Source organism: Glaciecola sp. 33A (genome assembly GCF_002836745.1).
In the GTDB taxonomy this organism is placed as follows: Bacteria; Pseudomonadota; Gammaproteobacteria; order Enterobacterales; family Alteromonadaceae; genus Glaciecola.
In genome coordinates this window covers 1-19,120 of sequence record NZ_PJAR01000027.1, presented here as the reverse complement: position 1 = coordinate 19,120, position 19,120 = coordinate 1, and the positions used below count along the sequence as shown (strand labels likewise).

The window sequence follows — 19,120 nt, the reverse complement described above, 5'->3', positions numbered from 1 at the left end:
ATAAAACTATAACAAACCTCTTTGCGCAAATGATACCGCAGTTCCGTCGCCGATAACAAAGTGATCTAATACTCTAACGTCGATTAATTCCATGGCTTGCTTAATTCTCTTGGTTATTTGTATGTCTGCTTGGCTAGGTTCTGCAACTCCGCTGGGATGATTGTGGGCTAAAATAACTGCGGCTGCATTGTCCTCTAGGGCTTGTTTAACTAATTCTCGAGGATACACTGCAGCGCTGTTAATTGTGCCTCTAAACATATGCCTGAACGCAATGAGTTGATGTTGACTATTGAGCAATAACATTGAAAAGACTTCGTGTGGCTTATCTCGCAATTCAGCCAATAAATAGTTTGAAGCAGCATCCGCTTGGGTGAAACAATGTGGTTTTTGTAAGTTTTCAGCGAGCGAGCGTTTAGTTAACTCAAAGCAAGCCGTCAGGGTTGCATATTTTGCTACACCAAACCCTAAACTAGCCGTAAGTTGGCTTTTACGTGCGTTCATTAAACCACGCACAGAACCATAAGAATTCAAGGTCTCACGCGCAATTTCAAGTGCATTTTTACCTTTCACGCCAGTATTTAGAACGATGGCAAGTAGCTCGGCGTCAGACAATGCTTCAGCACCAAATTGCAGTAACTTTTCTCTTGGGCGTTCATATTTAGGCCAATTAGTCATTTTCATGTTTCCATTCCTTGGTTAACTTTGTCACAATGCTATCCATCTATCCCTTTGATGAACGAATGCAACGCACAGTTGTACTCGCTATAGCAAAATATGCAACTTGAACAAAAGAACGTTTTACTTGGTATTAGTGGTGGCATAGCCGCCTACAAAACTCCCGACCTTGTTCGTAAATTTATAGCTCAAGGCGCAAATGTGAGAGTTGTTATGACTGATTCTGCAAAGGAATTCGTCAGTCCATTGGCCTTACAGGCAGTATCTGGGAATAAAATAAGTAACAGCTTACTGGATGAAGATGCTGAAGCTGCGATGGGTCATATTGAGCTTGCTCGTTGGGCAGATATTTTTGTTATTGCTCCAGCAACTGCTAACGTTATGGCCAAACTCACACACGGCCTCGCAGACGATCTGTTAACAACCCTGGCATTGGCCACTGCAGCGCCAATAGTCATTGCACCGGCGATGAATCAGCAAATGTGGGCTGCGCCCGCAACCACTGAGAATCTGCTAAAACTGCAACACCGAGGCGTCATGCAAATTGGTCCTGCCAGCGGCCAACAAGCGTGTGGTGATATAGGCTATGGTCGCATGACTGAACCTGAAGATATTGTTGCCTTCGTTGCTGATTATTTTGCAGGGCAAGCAAATGAAGCGCCGGCTCTATTTGCAGGCAAAAAAATAATGGTCACGGCTGGGCCAACCCGAGAAGCATTGGATCCAGTGCGTTATATATCAAATCATAGCTCCGGAAAAATGGGCTATGCAATAGCTGAAGCAGCGCGCAAAATGGGTGCCCATGTGACTCTCGTTTCGGGTCCGGTAAGTATCTCCGCGCCGCCAAACGTTGAGCTCATTTCCGTCACCAGTGCACAGGAAATGCACGATGCCGTCATGCGCGATATTCAACAACAAGACATCTTTATTGCTTGTGCTGCCGTTGCTGATTTTAGACTTGCCGACATCCCAACGCATAAAGTGAAGAAAAAAGACGGTATATTAACGCTTTCATTCGAGCCCAACCCGGATATTCTTCAGGTAGTTGCGGCACAAGCAAACCCGCCCTTTACACTGGGTTTCGCAGCCGAAACAAATGATATTGAAGCCTACGCAAAAAGCAAACTTGCGCGCAAAAAATTAAATATGATAGCGGCCAATGATGTGTCATTATCTGGTTTGGGATTTAATTCTGATCGAAATGCCTTAACGGTTATTAGTAAGAATAGTAAAGTCAGCCTACCGGCTGCCAGTAAATACACACTCGCCATTGAGTTGTTGAAGTTGTTGAGTAGTGAATATTCAGCCAGTCAAAATAATAAGAAAAGCAAATAGGTACCATCATGCCCGCAACAAAAAGACCCAACAGGCGCGCGCAGATACTGCAAGCCCTCGCAGGAATGTTAGAAAGCAATCATGGTCAGAGAATTACAACAGCTAAATTAGCTGAGCAAGTCGGCGTTTCGGAAGCAGCTTTATATCGTCACTTCCCAAGCAAAGCGCGTATGTTCGAAGGTTTGATTGAATTCATTGAAGAAACCCTCTTTTCTCGCATCAACAAAATTATGGATGAAGAAAAAGAAGCAGCAACGCGTTGTCAGCTAATATTGCATCTCATTCTTGGTTTTGCTGAAAAAAACCCAGGAATTACGCGTTTGCTTAATGGTGATGCATTGCTAGGAGAACAAGAACGCTTGCGCGAACGTATCGCAAAATTATTTGAACGCTTAGAATCGCAACTTAAACAGATATTACGTGAACGTAAATTGCGTGAAGGCAAGTCGTTGGATGTAGATGAAGCTATTCTTGCTAACATGCTGATTTGCTTTGTCGATGGTAAAATTAACCAGTTTGTTCGCACTAAATTTCAACGCACACCAACCCATCAGTTCGGTGAGCATTGGTTAGCAATTAAAAATCATTATTTTGCAAACTAGGGTAATCCTGATAAGTAAATGTAGCGTGTTTAAACACTCTCGTTGTGAATCCCGTTTATTTCACTAGCATTCATCTACGTTGCATTCACGTTAAATTTTGAGGGGCACACGAAACTGAAAACCGTCATTACTTTTGGCACCTTTGATGTGTTTCATTCGGGTCATGTAAATATACTACGTCGGTCCAGAGAAATGGGCGACCGTTTGGTTGTTGGCATTTCATCCGACCAGCTTAATTTCAGTAAAAAAGGCCGCAATCCTATTTATCCGCTAAGGAGCAGAATGAACATTCTTCATGCAATTAAATATATAGATCAAGTATTTGTAGAAGAGTCCTTAGATTTAAAGCGTAAATATATTATTGAGCATCAAGCTGATATTTTAGTAATGGGCGATGATTGGACCGGCAAATTCGACCAATTTACAGATATTTGTGAGGTAAAATACCTCACCAGAACACCGTCTATTTCAACTACTGAAATTATCGAAGTTATTAAAGATATTTAGCAGCAACGCTTGCGTTATGCCCATTTGAGAAGATAAATTATGTTGCACAAAGCGGGTTTGAATTGACAGCTATCGGCGTTAATTTTCTAACAAAAAATGAACAATACGCTCACTGCATTTTCCATCTGTTCTACCCGCCATCGAGAATGTAATCTTTTGTCTCAATGCTGATTTTTCTTCTTTATTGGCCAAACAATACTGAACTTTTGATAACACCTCACTTGGCGTTTTTGCGCGCTCACACAGCTCCTCAAATAAACCGATATCTTTGTCCATACGCTTCGTAAACCTGAATTTAAAGAGTCCTTTGTAGCTCCATCTAACATGGTAGAAATCACACCAAACAACGGGTTTATCTAACGCTGCAAATTCAAATACAGTTGATGACGCTTCAGATAAAAGAACATCAGAAACTTGCATAAAAGGTAACAATGAATAGCAGTCTACTGAACCAAGATAGACATTATCGTAGCTAGACCACTTCTCTAATAAAGCCTGCTGTTTTCGATATTTCGATTTAGTCAGGCTGAAAAAATGAGGTTTTATTATTAAATTATAATTAGCTAAGTCCTGCGGCCAGTCTTCACCAAAACATTCAATGCTAGAAGGATAAAAAGTGGGTGCATACAGCAATGTTTTTTTGTTTGGGTCTAGGCCCAAAGATGTTAAAGATATAGCTTGCTCGACACCATTGAATAATGGGTCTAACTTGGCATAACCAACATCGACGAACGTTCCTTTTGGAAACATTTCTTGCAGCCGTTGTTTACGTGTATCCCCTTCAACAAACCTGACATCAAACGGAAATTCACTAGACGAATAATAACAAGCTTTTGGACCTATGCCGTGTTGCATAAAAGCCATTTTGATAGACGTATCGTTGAGGGCGTTGTAAATAGTAGCGGGCGCTTTACCAAAAATAATCCAATCGGGTTTATGCTGAAAATAATACTCGATTGCCGATTTTTTATCACTTACGGTGACGTAATCAAAACCTTCGTCATTAATCGCTTTCTTGGTGATATCAATGACGTCATTCTCAACATAAACAACAAACAGTACCTTAGTTCCTTTATCCCACAAAGCCTGAGCGACAGGTAAAAATTGCGGCAGGTAGTATAAATGTAAGAGGTCGAAATAAACAGTTTTCATATTATCGCTATTAATGTCAATATTACTATCAACCATATCAGAAATTAACGCGGTGTAACATTCGACATTAGTTTACCTAGAAACAGGCCTTAGGTGGAATAAAAAATTATTTTTAAAAAGCAAAACACGGTCGAACTATATCTTTAACACCACCCCCGATAGCGTGCATTAATACCGTAAGTGAAATATCAAAACCACGGCTCAATGTGAGCCATGGTTTTGCCTATTTTTGGTCTAATACCTACCACTCATTTGGCAAACGTTTCGCCAAAGAAGTCACCTTCATTCCAAGTGGGTTTTTGTGCTTGATTTGCCAAGGCTAAGCCAATTTGAAAGTTTACTTCAGTAAATGTTTTAGCCGCTTCCCACTTAAATGCTTGAGTCATATCGTCACCTGGTTTATGGTAATTTGTAGATAAAAATTCACCAAATACCTTACTGCCATCGACATTAGGGTCCTTAGCTTGCAAACCCGGTACTAAGAATACGGCTGGAATACCTTGCTTCACAAAACTGTAGTGATCGGAGCGTGTAAACAAATTTTGCTCTGGCCAAGGGTCATCACTTAATGTAAGTCCTACATACTTCGCAGCAGCTTCTACAGAAGACTTCATCGAACTGTGATTTGCACCAAACGCGATAATGTCGGCAAACTCATAAGTGAGGATAGGCATATCTAAGTTTACGTTAGCAACCATACTGCCCACCGGCACGGTTGGGTTACGTGCGAAGTAGTCCGCACCCAATAGTCCTTTTTCCTCCCCTGTTACCGCAATGAAGATAATTGAACGTTTTGGTGGCGTCGGTAAATTGGCAAATATACGTGCCGTTTCCATTAATACAGAGGTACCGCTGGCGTTATCCATAGCACCGTTATTAATTTTGTCCTTTTTCACGGTTTTAGCAATCCCGATATGATCAGAATGCGCTGAAAAAACGATATATTCATTTTTTAATATTGGGTCACTGCCCTCTAAAATAGCCACTACATTTGGACTTGTGAGATCTTCATGTGTGGTTTGTCTTTGTAAGCTAACGGTTAGCGGTAGCTCAAATCCTAGTGGTGATTCATCCTTTTCTAATTGAGCAAATATGTCGTCAATGGGCGTTGGACCCTGAGCAAACAATTTTTCTGCGGCTGGTAAGCTCAAATAAGCAGCCCCTTTTAATTCAGGGTTGACGTTAGCTGGAATGCCATTGTTTTGGACCCAACGCATACGGGGTGAATAAATGTAGTTAAGCGAGTTCTTGTAAGGCCTTACTTTTTCATTACTCGGTGTTGTTAGCGTAATATAACCAACGGCACCATGCTCCACTGCATACGTTGACTTTTGCGAACTAGAAGCAACATGAGCCCCCTCTTCAGAAGGGAATGACCTAGGCTTGCCTGACAGCGCGACCACGATTTTACCTGTAACGTCTAGCCCTGCGTAATCATCGTGATTTAGGTTTGGGGCAACAATGCCATATCCAACGAAGACCAGTGGCGCGGTCACGTCAGATTCAGTTGAGACTAAATCAGGACTACTTAAAAAGTCATCTGGATAAGATAATTCAAAGTTTTCGTTAGGGCCCTCAACCTTGAAACTAGGTGACTCTTGAACCAGTAAACCTTTGCGAAAATTTATGCGTTGTACAAAGCTTGTTTTGCCATCAACTTGGTCGCCCGCCGGTTTTAAACCATATTTAGCAAATTCACCGGCAATATACAAAGACGCAATTTCATGACCTTGTGACCCAGTTTCACGACCTTGTAACAAATCGTCGGCTAGAAAATGCATGTGCGATTTAATATTTTCTACATTAGGTGTCGGCACAAAAGAAGCGCGCTGCGTTTTAGCTGCCTCTGTTGTGGACTGGTCATTGGCTGAGCAACCTAAGACTAAAACGCTAGTCGCTGCCGCGAGTGTCGCCTTTATGAATACTTTTATTAACATGTGTGTTTGACGCTTCATATAATTTTCCATAGAGAGAACCATCGTGGATACTCGATGGTTAATGATGATGACTGGTGGGTGTTTTTTCAATTTATCTCTATCTACAAGTCTAAACTGAGTGCGTAAACATCACCATTTTTACTGCCGTGTTATATCACAAGTTCAAATGAATTTGCTGCTTAAGGGTGGTTTTGAAATATTGTGTAACATTTTCATTTTCTAAAGTAGTTAGCATCATGAGGTACGTAATAGGAAGAGTAGCAAAAAGAGTAGCAGGAAAACTAGCAAGAAGAAAAACACAAGCAAATTTGGTTTTTAACAAAAAGACTGCTATATATCGCTATAGTAGAATTAAAGAATGTGTATTCTTATGTTACTAGTAGGCTGTTTATCGATTCTAAATAGACTTAAAATGAAACGCCACAAAACGTGCTGAAAAGAAGCCCAACATGCCGAAACAAGCCCAATATGATTTACCCGAAATTCTGACTTATGCCGCTGATATTTTTACACAACAAGGTTTCGCGAAAACATCGATGGAAGAGATTATTGCGCGAACACAGTTTAATCGGCGCGCGTTTTACATCGAATTCAAAAGCAAACAGGGCTTTTTACATGCCGTACTGCAATATTACATTAAGCATCAGTTGTCGGCATGTCAGGAAAGTTTGATTGCTCGTGCCGAGTATGGCACACAAGCTATTTACGACTATTTTAGTGCTTATCATCAGTTGATATCTAAACAAGGTTGCTTACTAGTTAATTGCATTAGTGAGCTAGGTAGAAATGATGAAGTAGTCCAATCTATAGCTCGACATTATTATGATACGTTACAACTGTGCTTCATCGCTTGCTTAGAAAGAGCGCAACGACATCAACAAATTCAATCAACAATCAATATAGAGTCGGTGGCATTACAGCTCACCTGCTTTACTCAAGGTTTTGCTATTTCGAGCATCCTGCAAGACGGCGAAGACGATGTCATTATTGCCATGAGCGAGCTGATGTCGAGTATAGAAATATGAAACAAGCTGCACTATTGAGCAACTTGTTACGCATTTAGGATTACAATTATTACCCTATTACCCTATTGAGCTGGACAGCGTCAAAGAGGTAACTCAAGGAAGCCTTTAGAGCTTCAAAAATAACTAACAAAATAAGAGCGGTCTATGAAAAAGCTAGTTTACTCAATTGCAATGACGGTGTCTGTGGCCTTGTCTGTAGGATCTTGCGGCTCAACAATACAGCCAATAACAGAACCAGTGTTAGCGACAGTTGAAGTGTTGCAAAAGCAGACTTCAACGCAACTGCAAACCCTGATAGATGATATTTGGCAATATGAATTGTCAATTTCACCGGGCATGGCAAAATCCAGAGGTCAAAAAACAAAGCGTGCATTGGGAGATATCAGCATAGCGGCTCTGGACGCTGAAGCAGCAAAATTTCAGAGCTTCTTAACAGCCTTAGATACAGTTGATTCAACGCAATTATCTGACTCTGAAAATATCACCTTGCTGATGCAAAAATATCGTATTCAGAACTACGTCGATATGCACAAATTCAAAGAATACCGGGTACCTATTACCTCTGAATATGGTTTCCATAGTGGATTGGGTCGCCAAGCTAGCAATGCTCGTATTACCAATGCACAGCAACTGGCTGACTATATGATGTTGTTAACCGAAATGCCAGGGCACTTTTCGCAGCAAATTTTATATATGCAAGAAGGTATGCAAGCAGGCCAAGTTCAACCGAAAGTGGCCTTAAAAGGTTACGAAGAATCGGTACTCGCTTTTATTGCAGAAACACCTAACGAAAGCCCTTTTTATCAAGCTTTTGCGGACATGCCTGACGAGTTCAAAACGGACCAAAATTTGCAAGTTGCCAAAAACGCAATTGCTAAGGTTAGTGAGAGTTATCAGCAGTTTTATGACTTTTTAACTAACGACTATATTCCAATGGCGAAGCGCGATATTTCGGTGAAAACCTGGCCAGAAGGTGAAGCTTTTTATCAAAACCGTATTAAATATTACACCACTACAGAGATGACAGCTCAGGAAATCCACCAACTAGGTTTGTCAGAAGTGGCACGTATTCGGGCAGAAATGCAGATTATTGTTGATGAATTAGAGTTTGACGGTAACATTAACCAATTCATCGAGTTTTTGCGCACCGACCCTCGTTTTTATGCACAAACACCCGAAGACTTAATCATTACAGCCTCATACATTGCTAAAAAAATGGATGCTCAGTTACCTAAATTATTCAAAAAGCTACCACGAACACCATACGGTGTAGCGCCTGTGCCAGAAAGCATCGCACCTAAATATACCACAGGACGGTATATATCCCCTAGCAGTGACGACCAACCAGGCTATTATTGGGTTAACACATATGCACTCGATAAACGTCCATTATATGCCTTACCAGCACTGACCTTGCATGAAGCCGTTCCTGGTCATCACCTGCAGATATCATTAGCTGCGGAAATGACCGAACTACCCGAAGTTAGGCGTTCAACCTACATTTCAGCGTTCGGCGAAGGCTGGGGGTTATACTCAGAATACCTTGGATTAGAAGTGGGTATGTATGACGACCCGTATGACAATTTTGGTCGTTTAAGCTATGAAATGTGGCGTGCTTGTCGCTTAGTCGTCGACACCGGCATGCATATGTTTGGCTGGAGTCGCGATAAAGCCTTAAATTATATGTTAGAAAACACCGCATTGTCTGAGCATAACGTGCGTACTGAAATCGACAGATACATTTCATGGCCTGCACAAGCATTGTCATACAAAATTGGCGAAATTAAAATTAAACAGCTGCGTGCAGAGGCAGAAGAAAGATTAGGTGATAAGTTTGATATTCGTGAATTTCATGATGCCGTGCTAGCGCATGGTTCCGTTCCTTTATTTGTACTTGAAAAAAACATTAAACGTTTTATTGAACAAAAAAGCGCAGTGGAAAAAGATAACTAAAATGATATCTACCTGATAATAAGTCGGTGTGTAGCCAAAGATATATAGTCGCAAAGCCATTATTTGTCAGGTAAGCTACATGTTAAATCAAATCAAAACGATGGCTGGCCTTTAATCTGTTGAACTATTTTAGAGTAAACTTGATTCAATCCTGTTCATTGTTTTACACCGAATTCCTAACAAGGATGTAACATGAAAAAAATTATTATTCCAGTGGCCGCGATAGTCCTAATTGGTGTTGTTGGTCCAAAGTTCACTGGTAACGGCATCAATGAAGGACTAGATAACTTCGTTTCTATCCTAGATAAATCACCTGGTTATATCGCCACTATTGAGAGTCGTGAAACAAACTGGTTCTCAAGTTCTGCGCTTATCAATGTCGGTATTGATCCCCTTATGTTTGCTGGATCTGGTTTGGACCCTGCAGAAATTGCGCCTTTTGAAGACTTGTCTGCAACTATTAATGTGACTGTACAGCATGGCCCATTTCTGACGCTTAACGGTTTAAGCTTAGGTTTGTCTGCGTGGAAAGCGGAAGTTGATCAATCTGTATTTCGCGAATTCTTAGCTTATGCTGAAGATGAAAAATTGTATAGCGTTACCGGCAGCGTCGGTTTATTTGGTGGTGTTAGCTTTGAAGATATAATGCCTAAGTTTACTGTCATTCCTCAGGATGGTGGCGACGAGGCTATCACTTTCAGTGGCTGGAATGGTAAAGGCACGGCATCTTCTGAGAGTGCCGCATATTCTGGTGCTATTGATTTAGTTACCGTGAGTGCTGAAGGTGTTAGTTTTGAAATGCAATCAATGATCTTTGAAGGATCACTTGAAGGCGACTGGACTGCACCAATGCAAGGTGATTTTTATAATTCAGCGAGTCAATTAGCAATTGCTTCAATTAATTTTGATATGCCTATGCTGGATACAAATGCAAAACTTGAAAAACTTTTTATTGATGTGAAAACACAGAAAAGTGAAGACGATAGTTTAATGGATATGGATATCACCTATGCTGTTGGATCTATCCAAGCTCCTCAGTTTTCTGGTCGTGATTTAATCGTTAAAACTGAAGTAAATAATCTGGAAAGAGCGTTCTTTAAAGCATATCAAGAAGCGTCAGCAAAGCCAGCACAGATGGAACAATCAATTGCAGATATAATTGAAACTAAATTACTCCCTCAATTACAAGCCTCTCCTGAATTCAACATTACCGAAATGTCTGGCAAAGTGGCTGAAGGTAATTTCTCAGGTAAAGTAATGGCAAAAGTCAGCGCCGTTGACAGCTTACCAGAGCCACTTGAGGATCCTGCATTTTGGCTGTCAAAAGCGGTTATAGATTCAAATCTAAAACTGGATAAAGCAATGGCACTTTGGGTTGGTGAGCAATTTGTTGCTAACCAAATTCAATCTGATCCTAATGCTGCTGGTATGACGGATGAAGAAATTAAAGCGATTGCTGGTGAACAAGTCGAAGGCATGATTGAGATGTTTACTCAGCAAGGCATGATTACCGTTAATGTTGATGGTGAATATGAAATGACCTTCACTATGCAAGACGGTCAAGCAATGCTAAATGGCAATCCGATGCCGCTTCCTTTCTAATTACGTTAAGCGGGAAAGTAATGCGCCTATAAGTAGCTATTGTAGTTAGCCGTTGTAAGTAAATTTTAAAAAAGACCAGAGTTATCGACTTAACTCTGGTCTTTTTTTATGTTTATTCTTGTGTGCTAGCCAAATAGAATAGAGAGATCACTGAATTTTAAGCAATTTTGAATGAAACACTTTTAAGCTTATTTTAGATACTACTTTGTGAGATCTAAATAGTTAATTAAATCATAATGTTACTTTTTTTATATGGGGTTTTCGTGTGGTTAGCAAAACATTTTGTTGATCATCAAACACAAATATTTATACTGTACGTATATACATGTGAACTAGTAATGATTAGGTTAAAAATGAAATCTCTCCTGCATGATTTACAGAAAAAACAGCTCGTGTGGACTGCCGCTAATCTCGACCAACATAAGGAACGTGTTGCAACAGGTTACAAGCAACTTGATGACGCTCTCAATGGTGGCTTTCCGCAGTCTGGTCTTATTCATATCACCTCAGTAATGGGATGCGGCGAAATGCGTTTAGTCGTTCCCGCGATTGTAAGCAGACAGCGAGAGAATCGTTTATATGCTTTTATTGCACCACCATATCTGCTTAATGCAGAATTTTTAATGGCGCAAGGTATCGAACTTGAACAGGTTTTGTTTATTCAAGCTGACACGCCAGAACAAGCATTTTGGAGCGCAGAACAATGTGCAAAAAGTGGCGCTTGTAGTGCGGTTTTTATTTGGCAAACGAAGCTACAGCAAATACAGGCAAAAAAACTGGAACTGGCAGCATTAAAAGGTGACTGCTTGAGCTTTTTCTTCGCCGATGCAAAGCACCAAGCCGATAATTTACCAGTGAGTTTGTCATTGTCTATCCAACGTAAAAACAGCCAGTTGGAGATTTGTGTCAATAAACAAAAGGTGGGGTGGCCAATACCCGCTTTCAGCGTCAAAGTTCCCTTTAAAGCGAAGCTTGGGTCGCCCATGCGTTATCGCTCAAAACCTAAACCTGCGCACAATGTCATTGCATTTAACGCCAAAAACTAAGTAACCAGAACAGATGCAGTTTGATACCTCTTCATTGTGGATATATTTATATTTACCTAATTTGCAACTCAATATTCAGCAAGTACATGCCGAACACCTGAGTGCTGGCGATAAACATCGTGAGATTGATGAGTCGCCAGCTCAAATCATCTATCATCCAAAATTGAACCAAGTATTACAATTGAATGCGCAAGCTCAAAAACTTGGTATAAAGAAAGGAATGGGCCTCGCTAGCGCAAGTATTATATGTAGCCACTTAGTGGTCAGTGAATATAAAGAAACTATTGCGATACAGGCACTGCAGGAACTCGCGAATCAACTTTACTTGGTTACTTCAGACATTGTCATCGATGAGCCCTCGGGTCTGTTTTTACGCGCGCAAAATATGTTGCGCTTATATGGGGGGTTAGCGCAATACTGGCAAGTCATTATGGAGGTTATCAGCAAGCAAAGTTACGACGTTTATTATGCGAGCGCTTACTCCGTGAATGTAGCTAAACTGATTGCTAAGCACGAACAGCACTATGTTGTTGATAACAAAAAGCTAATCCATAAAAAATTGCAAGAGTGCTCATTGTTGCTTACCGACATTGATAAAAAGGACATTGAAAAGCTACAACGTATCGGCATTAAAAGCATTGCCGATTTATTTGAGCAACCCTTGTCAGCCTTTGCTAGCAGAGTGTCTAAGTTTAGCTTACAAATTATGTCGGAATTACGCGGTGAATCGGCGGCAAAGTTACGTTTTTATCAGCCACCACAGCGCTATGAACATTATCTTGAGCTGTTGTATGACCTTGAAATCACGGCCAGATTACTGCCTGTTATTGGAAAATGTTTGGATACATTAGAGGCTTATTTATTGGTCCGAAATGGATTGGCGCTGAGCATTAATATCACTCTATTTCAACGTGAACATGAACCTATTACGCAAGTTATCAACAGCGCTCTGCCTATTTATAAAAGTGCACATTGGCTGGACATTATCGCACTGCGTTTTGAACACCTTGCTCTAAGTTCAGGGGTCTACGGCATTACTATTAGATGCGACAAAATAGAGCAGGCCGATGGTTGTGAGAGCGATTTTTTTAGTGAAAAGTCAACGCATGTTGCAGCCATGACCTTATTATCGCGATTAAAAGCCAAGCTAGGTGAGCAGCAAGTGAAACTAATGCAATACCACGATGATTACCGTCCTGAATGCTGCACTCAGTTATTCACTAAAACCATCAATAAACAGCAGAAAAATAATAACCTTAATAAACCTCATTTTTTGGATCGTCCAGGTTTTTTACTTAGAGTACCCATTCCACTGAATACAAAAGTAAGTATTATTGATGGTCCTGAACGCATCGCTTCAGGTTGGTGGGACAATCACGAGGTTCAACGTGACTACTTTTTAGCGCAAAGTCATCAAGGCCAACAAATGTGGATATTTAGAACCATCGACGATAACTGGTTTGTGCATGGCTACTTTATCTAAACCTAAGCGGCATATTGGCTTTGCCGAATTAGTCTGCCAAACTAACTTTTCATTCTTACATGGGGCGTCACATCCTCAAGAAATGGTACGCCAAGCTTATTTTTTGCAATACAAAGCGATAGCAATAACGGATGAATGTTCAATGGCCGGTATTGTGCGAGCCTATGCCGAAATATCCCAACATCACTTACCCATTAAGATGATTGTTGGTAGTAAGTTCGTATTTGACGGTAATACCATCGTACTCCTGTGCCCGAATAAATTAGCATACAGTGAGTGTTGCAGAATTATCACTAATGCGCGACGACGCGCTAACAAAGGGGAATACGAACTCAGCGAATGGGATTTGAAATCAATTAAACACTGTTTGTGTATTTGGCTTCCCTGTGGCAATGAAAGTAAAGATCAAGATTGGGCCCGCTGGCTAATAAAACATTACTCTGGGCGTGTGTGGTTGGGTATTAAACGATGGTTAACCGCCAACGAGTACGAATATATTAGTCATTGTGAAACACTCGCTGAACACTTTCATTTAGAAATAGTTGCAACCTCTTGTGCACTCATGCACGACCCTAATCGACAAGCTTTACAGCATTGCCAGCATGCCATTCGCGAAGGAAAATTAATTAAGGAATTGGGCCGTCATGCATTGTCTAATAAAGAAGCTTGTTTGCGGCCATTGAATAAATTGGCTAATTTATATCCCACCGAATGGCTAGATAATTCGGTATTAGTGGCCAAGCTTTGTACTTTTGATTTATCTGAATTAGCCTACCAATACCCGGCTGAAATATTGCCTTCCAAATATACGCCATCAGAATATTTACGAATATTGGTCGAGCAAGGAATTCAAGAACGCTTTCCAAATGGTGTTAGCCAAGGTATTCGCGACATCATCGAAAAAGAACTAAAACTCATTCACGAGCAAGCGTATGAGTACTTTTTCTTGACCATTTATGATGTTGTACAATTTGCTAAGTCAAAACATATTCTTTATCAAGGACGTGGTTCGGCAGCTAATTCTATTGTCTGTTATTGCTTAGAGATTACGGCCGTAGACCCGCGTCAAATTAGCGTATTGTTTGAACGTTTCATTTCCAAAGAGCGCAATGAGCCTCCTGATATCGATGTCGATTTTGAGCACGAACGACGTGAAGAGGTGATTCAATACATTTACGCAAAATACGGTCGTGAACGTACCGCTATTGCAGCGACTGTTGTGTGTTATCGCTTTAAAAGCGCATTACGAGAAGTGGGTAAAGTCCTTGGCGTGAATACAACCGACCTTGATTATTTTATTAAGAACGTTAACCGTCGCGATCGCGACCTAAGTTGGCAATCACAACTGAGTGAACTGGGCATCGACCCTGACTCACAAAGTGGTAAACATTTTATTCACTTAGTTGAACAACTCATTGGCTTTCCAAGGCATTTATCGCAACACGTAGGTGGCTTCGTGATTTCAGCAGGGCCATTGTATGAAATGGTACCGATTGAAAACGCATCAATGCAAGATCGGACTGTGATCCAATGGGATAAGGATGATTTAGAAACCTTAAAACTACTTAAAGTAGATGTATTAGCCTTAGGCATGTTAACCGCTATTCGCAAAAGTTTTAGCTTAATAAAGCAGTATTATCAGCATGACTACAATATTCCCTTTATTACCGCTCTACCGGACGACCCTCAAGTATTTAAACAAATCCAAAAAGCGGACACTGTTGGCGTTTTTCAAATCGAATCACGTGCACAAATGAGTATGTTACCGCGCCTCAAACCTAAAAAATATTATGATTTAGTGGTACAAATAGCAATTGTTAGACCAGGTCCTATTCAAGGCGACATGGTGCACCCCTATTTGCGGCGCAGGGATGGCAAAGAACACGTTGAATACCCTTCACCCGAAGTTCAAAAAATACTCGAGCGCACAATGGGCGTTCCCATCTTTCAAGAACAAGTTATTCAACTAGCAATGGTCGCTGCCGGCTTTACCGGTGGTGAAGCCGATGGATTGAGAAGAGCGATGGCTAGCTGGAAGAAAAACGGAGACCTTTATAAATTCAAACAGAAGCTTACCGACGGTATGACACAAAGAGGTTATAGCCATGATTACGCTATGCGCCTTTTTGAGCAAATTTGTGGTTTCGGTGAATATGGATTTCCGGAGTCACATTCCGCATCATTTGCGGTACTTGCTTATGTGTCAGCTTGGTTGAAACATTATTATCCGGAGGCCTTTTATGTTGGTTTGCTTAACAGTTTACCCATGGGGTTTTATTCCGCCTCGCAGATTATTCAAGACGCCAAACAACATCACGTGAAAGTACTTGGTTTTTGTGTCAACAAGTCAAATTATGACCATAGTTTACAACGCTCAATGCCCAGTATTAAGAGCGCTACTGAACTTGAAGATAACACAGGTTTATCTATTCGAATGGGCTTACGTCTAATTAAAGGGCTCAAGTCCGAGTCAATAAACACCGTCGTTAAATACCGACCGGTAGGTGGTTATCAAAGCATTGACCAGATACGTCAGTTAGCGATCCCTTCTCCTTGTTTACAGGCGCTAGCCAGTGCGAATGCCTTTTCAAGTATGGCAGATAACCGTTATCAAGCTCGATGGGAATTAATGGATTCAGTTATGGAATTACCTTTGTTTGCACAGCATACTAGCGCTAATGACAGCTATGCAAAACAGCCCTCATTATTTGATAATTTAGTTGAAGACTATGCCAGTACAGGCCTTTCTATCGACTTACATCCTATTGCCTTACTTAGCCAGGCGAATTTGTTACCCAAGTTTTATTTGGCGAATACTTTGGCCACTGTACCGCATCAAACGCTAGTCAGTGTGGTTGGTGTTGTGACCGGTAAACAAAGCCCTGGCACCGCTGCAGGAGTCACATTTATTACCTTAGAAGATCATACAGGGAATATTAATGTTGTAGTGTGGCAATCGTCTGCGAGGGAACAAAAGAAGGCTTATATGAATGCTAAAATACTACAAATAAAGGGTATTTTGGAGCGGGGTGATGGCGATGTAATACATATTATTGCAGGCAGGCTGATTGACCAAACTCACCTGCTTGCGCAATTAGACACTAAAACGAGGGAGTTTCGGTAACCACCTGATTGATCTGGCGAGTGGTGAGAGTGAGTCCGTCTACCTTAAGCAAATTACTTTGTGCTAATGACGATTCGACCAACAACATTTTTTGCATATTGGGGTGAATATCAAATTGAGGTAACACTGATTGTCGCCCTAAATCACGACTTTCAAGCTCCCCAGTATCGAGTGCCACTCTATTCATAAGATAAAGACCGTTATGATGGCTAATAAAAAATAGGCCATCGTTAAGAACATGAAAACCACTGCTACTTATCGAATCTAGGTCAGCAAACTTCATATTTTCATGTAGTAAATCGGGAGAAAATACAGGTAATTCAGACTCTGATTTACGTACATCGGATTCACTTGAACTGCTTTTATAAAGATAGCCTTGGGATTTTTCATCTACTAACAGCCACTGATTTTTACCTACCGGTTTAATAAACTGCAGTCCCTTGGCTTGCACCTTCACTTTATTAGACACAACGTCATGAGCGTATATCACTGAACCCTCACTTTGGGCTTGTTGATACAATACTATATCGTCGGTAATCCACACTGGGTTGGTATTTTTGCTGGCAGTGGAAGTTAGGAACATAAACGTTCTCATGTTTAGGTTATACAAAAATATCCTGCCATCGAGTTCACCAGCAAATAAGTTTTCATTTGGACTCAATACCAACGAGTTAATATCACTGGTTCTTGGTAGCTCATAGATTGACTCCACACCTTTACCGTCGACGTAGCGTTTAATCGCTAATACGTTGTCGCAAAGAGATAAAAAATAAATTCCGGTTGTTTGTCCAAAATACTGAGGGAAACGGTCATTCGAGGTTAATGAAAATTGGTTTGTACTTATATAGGCTTGACTGTTGAACACAAACGGGCGTTCAACAATATTTATTAAGTCAGCCTCTCTTTCCTTTATTACAAAACAATACTCACCGCACTGACTGACCACTTCACTGGCCTTAACTGGTAATTCTCCCCAACTGTATAAGCGCTGCTTAGCGATATTAAGATTTAATAACTCACCGCCTTCGGTTGAAAATGTAATTGAACTGTTGTCCGCTGCCCACACTAGGCTATTGGAAAGCCAAGGAACTCGTTTGACCAATTTGGTTTCTTTAGAGTTTAATTCTTGAATGTATATGTCAGCGTGGTTTGCATCGCGAATTAACACTCCAAGAAATTCGCCATCAGCAGATTCCTTAGCATCAATAACACGAGAGCCTTTGGGCACTGGGAATGCTAACACCACAGACTGTGTTGATTCTATATTGTAACGAATTAGCCCAAAGTTAATTGCTTGGACTTGAATATTCACATTTTGGTCGATGACCTCAGTATACGCTGTATATGAGTCGTCGCTGAGTTCAGCTTCATTTTCAACGTTGTCGACTGGTGACAACAATACATCCGTGGTATTTGTCGAGTCGCTATTTAGCAAGGCACTGGATGTAAATGCATCGTTTGTGTTTGCCTCATCAAAAAGGTATAGGTTATTGTCATCTTGAGAATAAGAAATAGCGTTAATGCGCTGCGACAATATTGCGTTATCTAGTTTGATTTCTTGGAAGTCCACTACGTTAAAATTGGCGTCAAAATTAAATAGTATAAGTGACTCTTCATTACCGTCTTTTCGCTTAACGATCGCCTGACTTGCATCAGAAGAAAAAATACCCTCTACATAATCTGCTGAGTCCCAAGTCACTCGCTTTGAAACTACCGCATTAAGGTCTTTCACATATAGTTGTAAAGACGTGTCGTTTATCCCTCGATGAGAAAACAGTAGTCGCTCATTTTTTGATAAGTAAGGGCTTACTTCTGCACCTTTCATTTGGGTGATTGTAGAAACGAGGACGTCTCGTTTTGGCTTGTTTTCATTTCGGTTAAATGTACCAAACTTAGCCTGAAGCAAGAGAGTAATTGAGATAATTGCCACTGCAGAAGTGCCATACATGACATATTTTGATTGCCACCAATTGGATTGATTAAATTCAATGTGCACCGGCATGATGAACAAATATCCTTGCAGCGGAACAGTCTTAAGAAACTTAGGGGCTCTTGCGTTATCACCTAATGCTATTCTTAACTTTTTAACCAGAGAACGAATTGCATCATCGCTTGCTTTTTTGCCCATCCAAACCTGTGCGATTATTTCATCTCGACTAACAATGTGATCTTTATGTCGAATGAGTAATAGTAGAAAGGTAAAAACTTGGGGCTCTAACCTGACTGGCTTTGTGTCTTTAAGGACCGACCCGGAAGGCGTTTTAATAACAAAATGGTCAAAAGAAATTTCACTCTCACCAAAGTATTGTAGTAAAGAATCTTGCACTTAACTTCCTATATGACTTTTTGTGAACAGAGATCGAACGCATATAAAACGGGGGATAGAGAGAATGCCATAATATCTTTAAATTTTCAATATCGGTGATTAAATCATCAATATGACTATCGGAAAAATCCATTACTGTGAAATTAATTGTCGCTGGTGTGTTGAATTGAAGATCGAAAAAAGTATTTAATTAATCACTTTTTCACACCTTTATGCCTTTTATTGGTCAACCAAAGCTGCTCACAGGTGCAGTTAAAAGAGATAGTGACTCATTCAAATAGGATAGTGTAGTAAAAACGCTTAACCATTACGCGTAACAGCATGCAGCGGTTTAATAGATTTTGTTATTAAAG

Annotated in this window: 13 protein-coding genes; 9 read left to right on the top strand and 4 right to left on the bottom strand. The window is 40.6% G+C overall.

The annotated features are described in order from the left end of the window. Positions 1–6 precede the first annotated feature (6 nt). Positions 7–681, bottom strand: a complete 675-nt coding sequence (radC, locus tag CXF81_RS03880) for a DNA repair protein RadC (RefSeq protein WP_101180069.1) — start codon at positions 679–681, stop codon at positions 7–9. A gap of 93 nt (positions 682–774) precedes the next feature. Here radC and coaBC point away from each other — a divergent pair, with 93 nt between their 5' ends. From coaBC to CXF81_RS03865, 3 genes are all read left to right on the top strand, one after another. Continuing rightward, a complete protein-coding gene (coaBC, locus tag CXF81_RS03875; protein ID WP_101180068.1) occupies positions 775–2,010 on the top strand; it encodes a bifunctional phosphopantothenoylcysteine decarboxylase/phosphopantothenate--cysteine ligase CoaBC in 1,236 nt (411 codons plus the stop codon). Positions 2,011–2,018: 8 nt separating this feature from the next. After that, positions 2,019–2,612 carry a nucleoid occlusion factor SlmA gene (gene slmA / locus CXF81_RS03870; RefSeq protein WP_101180067.1) on the top strand — a complete coding sequence of 198 codons (594 nt, stop codon included), beginning with the start codon at positions 2,019–2,021 and terminating at the stop codon, positions 2,610–2,612. Between the two features lie 114 nt (positions 2,613–2,726). After that, the gene (locus CXF81_RS03865; RefSeq protein ID WP_101180066.1) at positions 2,727–3,119 is read left to right on the top strand and encodes an adenylyltransferase/cytidyltransferase family protein; all 393 of its coding nucleotides are present in this window, start codon (positions 2,727–2,729) and stop codon (positions 3,117–3,119) included. Between the two features lie 78 nt (positions 3,120–3,197). Here the strand turns inward: CXF81_RS03865 and CXF81_RS03860 are convergent, their stop codons facing one another. After that, positions 3,198–4,271, bottom strand: coding sequence for a CDP-glycerol glycerophosphotransferase family protein (locus tag CXF81_RS03860; protein WP_101180129.1), 1,074 nt, complete (start codon positions 4,269–4,271; stop codon positions 3,198–3,200). Positions 4,272–4,519: 248 nt separating this feature from the next. Continuing rightward, positions 4,520–6,226 (bottom strand): M28 family peptidase, encoded by a 1,707-nt coding sequence (locus tag CXF81_RS03855; RefSeq protein ID WP_101180065.1) that lies wholly within the window; start codon positions 6,224–6,226, stop codon positions 4,520–4,522. 431 nt (positions 6,227–6,657) lie between these two features. Here CXF81_RS03855 and CXF81_RS03850 point away from each other — a divergent pair, with 431 nt between their 5' ends. From CXF81_RS03850 to CXF81_RS03825, 6 genes are all read left to right on the top strand, one after another. Next, on the top strand, positions 6,658–7,233 hold the full coding sequence (locus tag CXF81_RS03850; protein ID WP_101180064.1) for a TetR/AcrR family transcriptional regulator: 576 nt from the start codon (positions 6,658–6,660) through the stop codon (positions 7,231–7,233). Between the two features lie 144 nt (positions 7,234–7,377). Continuing rightward, positions 7,378–9,186: a DUF885 family protein gene (locus CXF81_RS03845; RefSeq protein ID WP_101180063.1), complete on the top strand. Its 1,809-nt coding sequence runs from the start codon at positions 7,378–7,380 to the stop codon at positions 9,184–9,186. 192 nt (positions 9,187–9,378) lie between these two features. Further along, entirely contained in the window at positions 9,379–10,788 is a 1,410-nt protein-coding gene (locus CXF81_RS03840; RefSeq protein ID WP_101180062.1) for a YdgA family protein, read from the top strand. A gap of 353 nt (positions 10,789–11,141) precedes the next feature. Beyond that, on the top strand, positions 11,142–11,834 hold the full coding sequence (gene imuA, locus CXF81_RS03835; RefSeq protein ID WP_101180128.1) for a translesion DNA synthesis-associated protein ImuA: 693 nt from the start codon (positions 11,142–11,144) through the stop codon (positions 11,832–11,834). A 13-nt stretch (positions 11,835–11,847) separates the two neighbouring features. Continuing rightward, a complete protein-coding gene (locus CXF81_RS03830; protein ID WP_101180061.1) occupies positions 11,848–13,317 on the top strand; it encodes a DNA polymerase Y family protein in 1,470 nt (489 codons plus the stop codon). Then, positions 13,301–16,441: an error-prone DNA polymerase gene (locus CXF81_RS03825; protein WP_101180060.1), complete on the top strand. Its 3,141-nt coding sequence runs from the start codon at positions 13,301–13,303 to the stop codon at positions 16,439–16,441. Before CXF81_RS03830 ends, CXF81_RS03825 begins: the two co-directional genes overlap by 17 nt. Here the strand turns inward: CXF81_RS03825 and CXF81_RS03820 are convergent. Further along, complete coding sequence (locus tag CXF81_RS03820; RefSeq protein ID WP_101180059.1) at positions 16,419–18,767, bottom strand: winged helix-turn-helix domain-containing protein; 2,349 nt, start codon at positions 18,765–18,767, stop codon at positions 16,419–16,421. The genes CXF81_RS03825 and CXF81_RS03820 overlap by 23 nt on opposite strands. Positions 18,768–19,120: the final 353 nt, after the last annotated feature.

Excerpts from the sequence above, each read along its gene's own strand:
- radC (WP_101180069.1), bottom strand. The coding sequence starts at position 681 with ATGAAAATGACTAATTGGCCTAAATATGAACGCCCAAGAGAAAAGTTA.
- coaBC (WP_101180068.1), top strand. The coding sequence starts at position 775 with ATGCAACTTGAACAAAAGAACGTTTTACTTGGTATTAGTGGTGGCATA.
- slmA (WP_101180067.1), top strand. The coding sequence starts at position 2,019 with ATGCCCGCAACAAAAAGACCCAACAGGCGCGCGCAGATACTGCAAGCC.
- CXF81_RS03860 (WP_101180129.1), bottom strand. The coding sequence starts at position 4,271 with ATGAAAACTGTTTATTTCGACCTCTTACATTTATACTACCTGCCGCAA.
- CXF81_RS03855 (WP_101180065.1), bottom strand. The coding sequence starts at position 6,226 with ATGAAGCGTCAAACACACATGTTAATAAAAGTATTCATAAAGGCGACA.
- CXF81_RS03850 (WP_101180064.1), top strand. The coding sequence starts at position 6,658 with ATGCCGAAACAAGCCCAATATGATTTACCCGAAATTCTGACTTATGCC.
- CXF81_RS03845 (WP_101180063.1), top strand. The coding sequence starts at position 7,378 with ATGAAAAAGCTAGTTTACTCAATTGCAATGACGGTGTCTGTGGCCTTG.
- CXF81_RS03840 (WP_101180062.1), top strand. The coding sequence starts at position 9,379 with ATGAAAAAAATTATTATTCCAGTGGCCGCGATAGTCCTAATTGGTGTT.
- imuA (WP_101180128.1), top strand. The coding sequence starts at position 11,142 with ATGAAATCTCTCCTGCATGATTTACAGAAAAAACAGCTCGTGTGGACT.
- CXF81_RS03830 (WP_101180061.1), top strand. The coding sequence starts at position 11,848 with ATGCAGTTTGATACCTCTTCATTGTGGATATATTTATATTTACCTAAT.
- CXF81_RS03825 (WP_101180060.1), top strand. The coding sequence starts at position 13,301 with ATGGCTACTTTATCTAAACCTAAGCGGCATATTGGCTTTGCCGAATTA.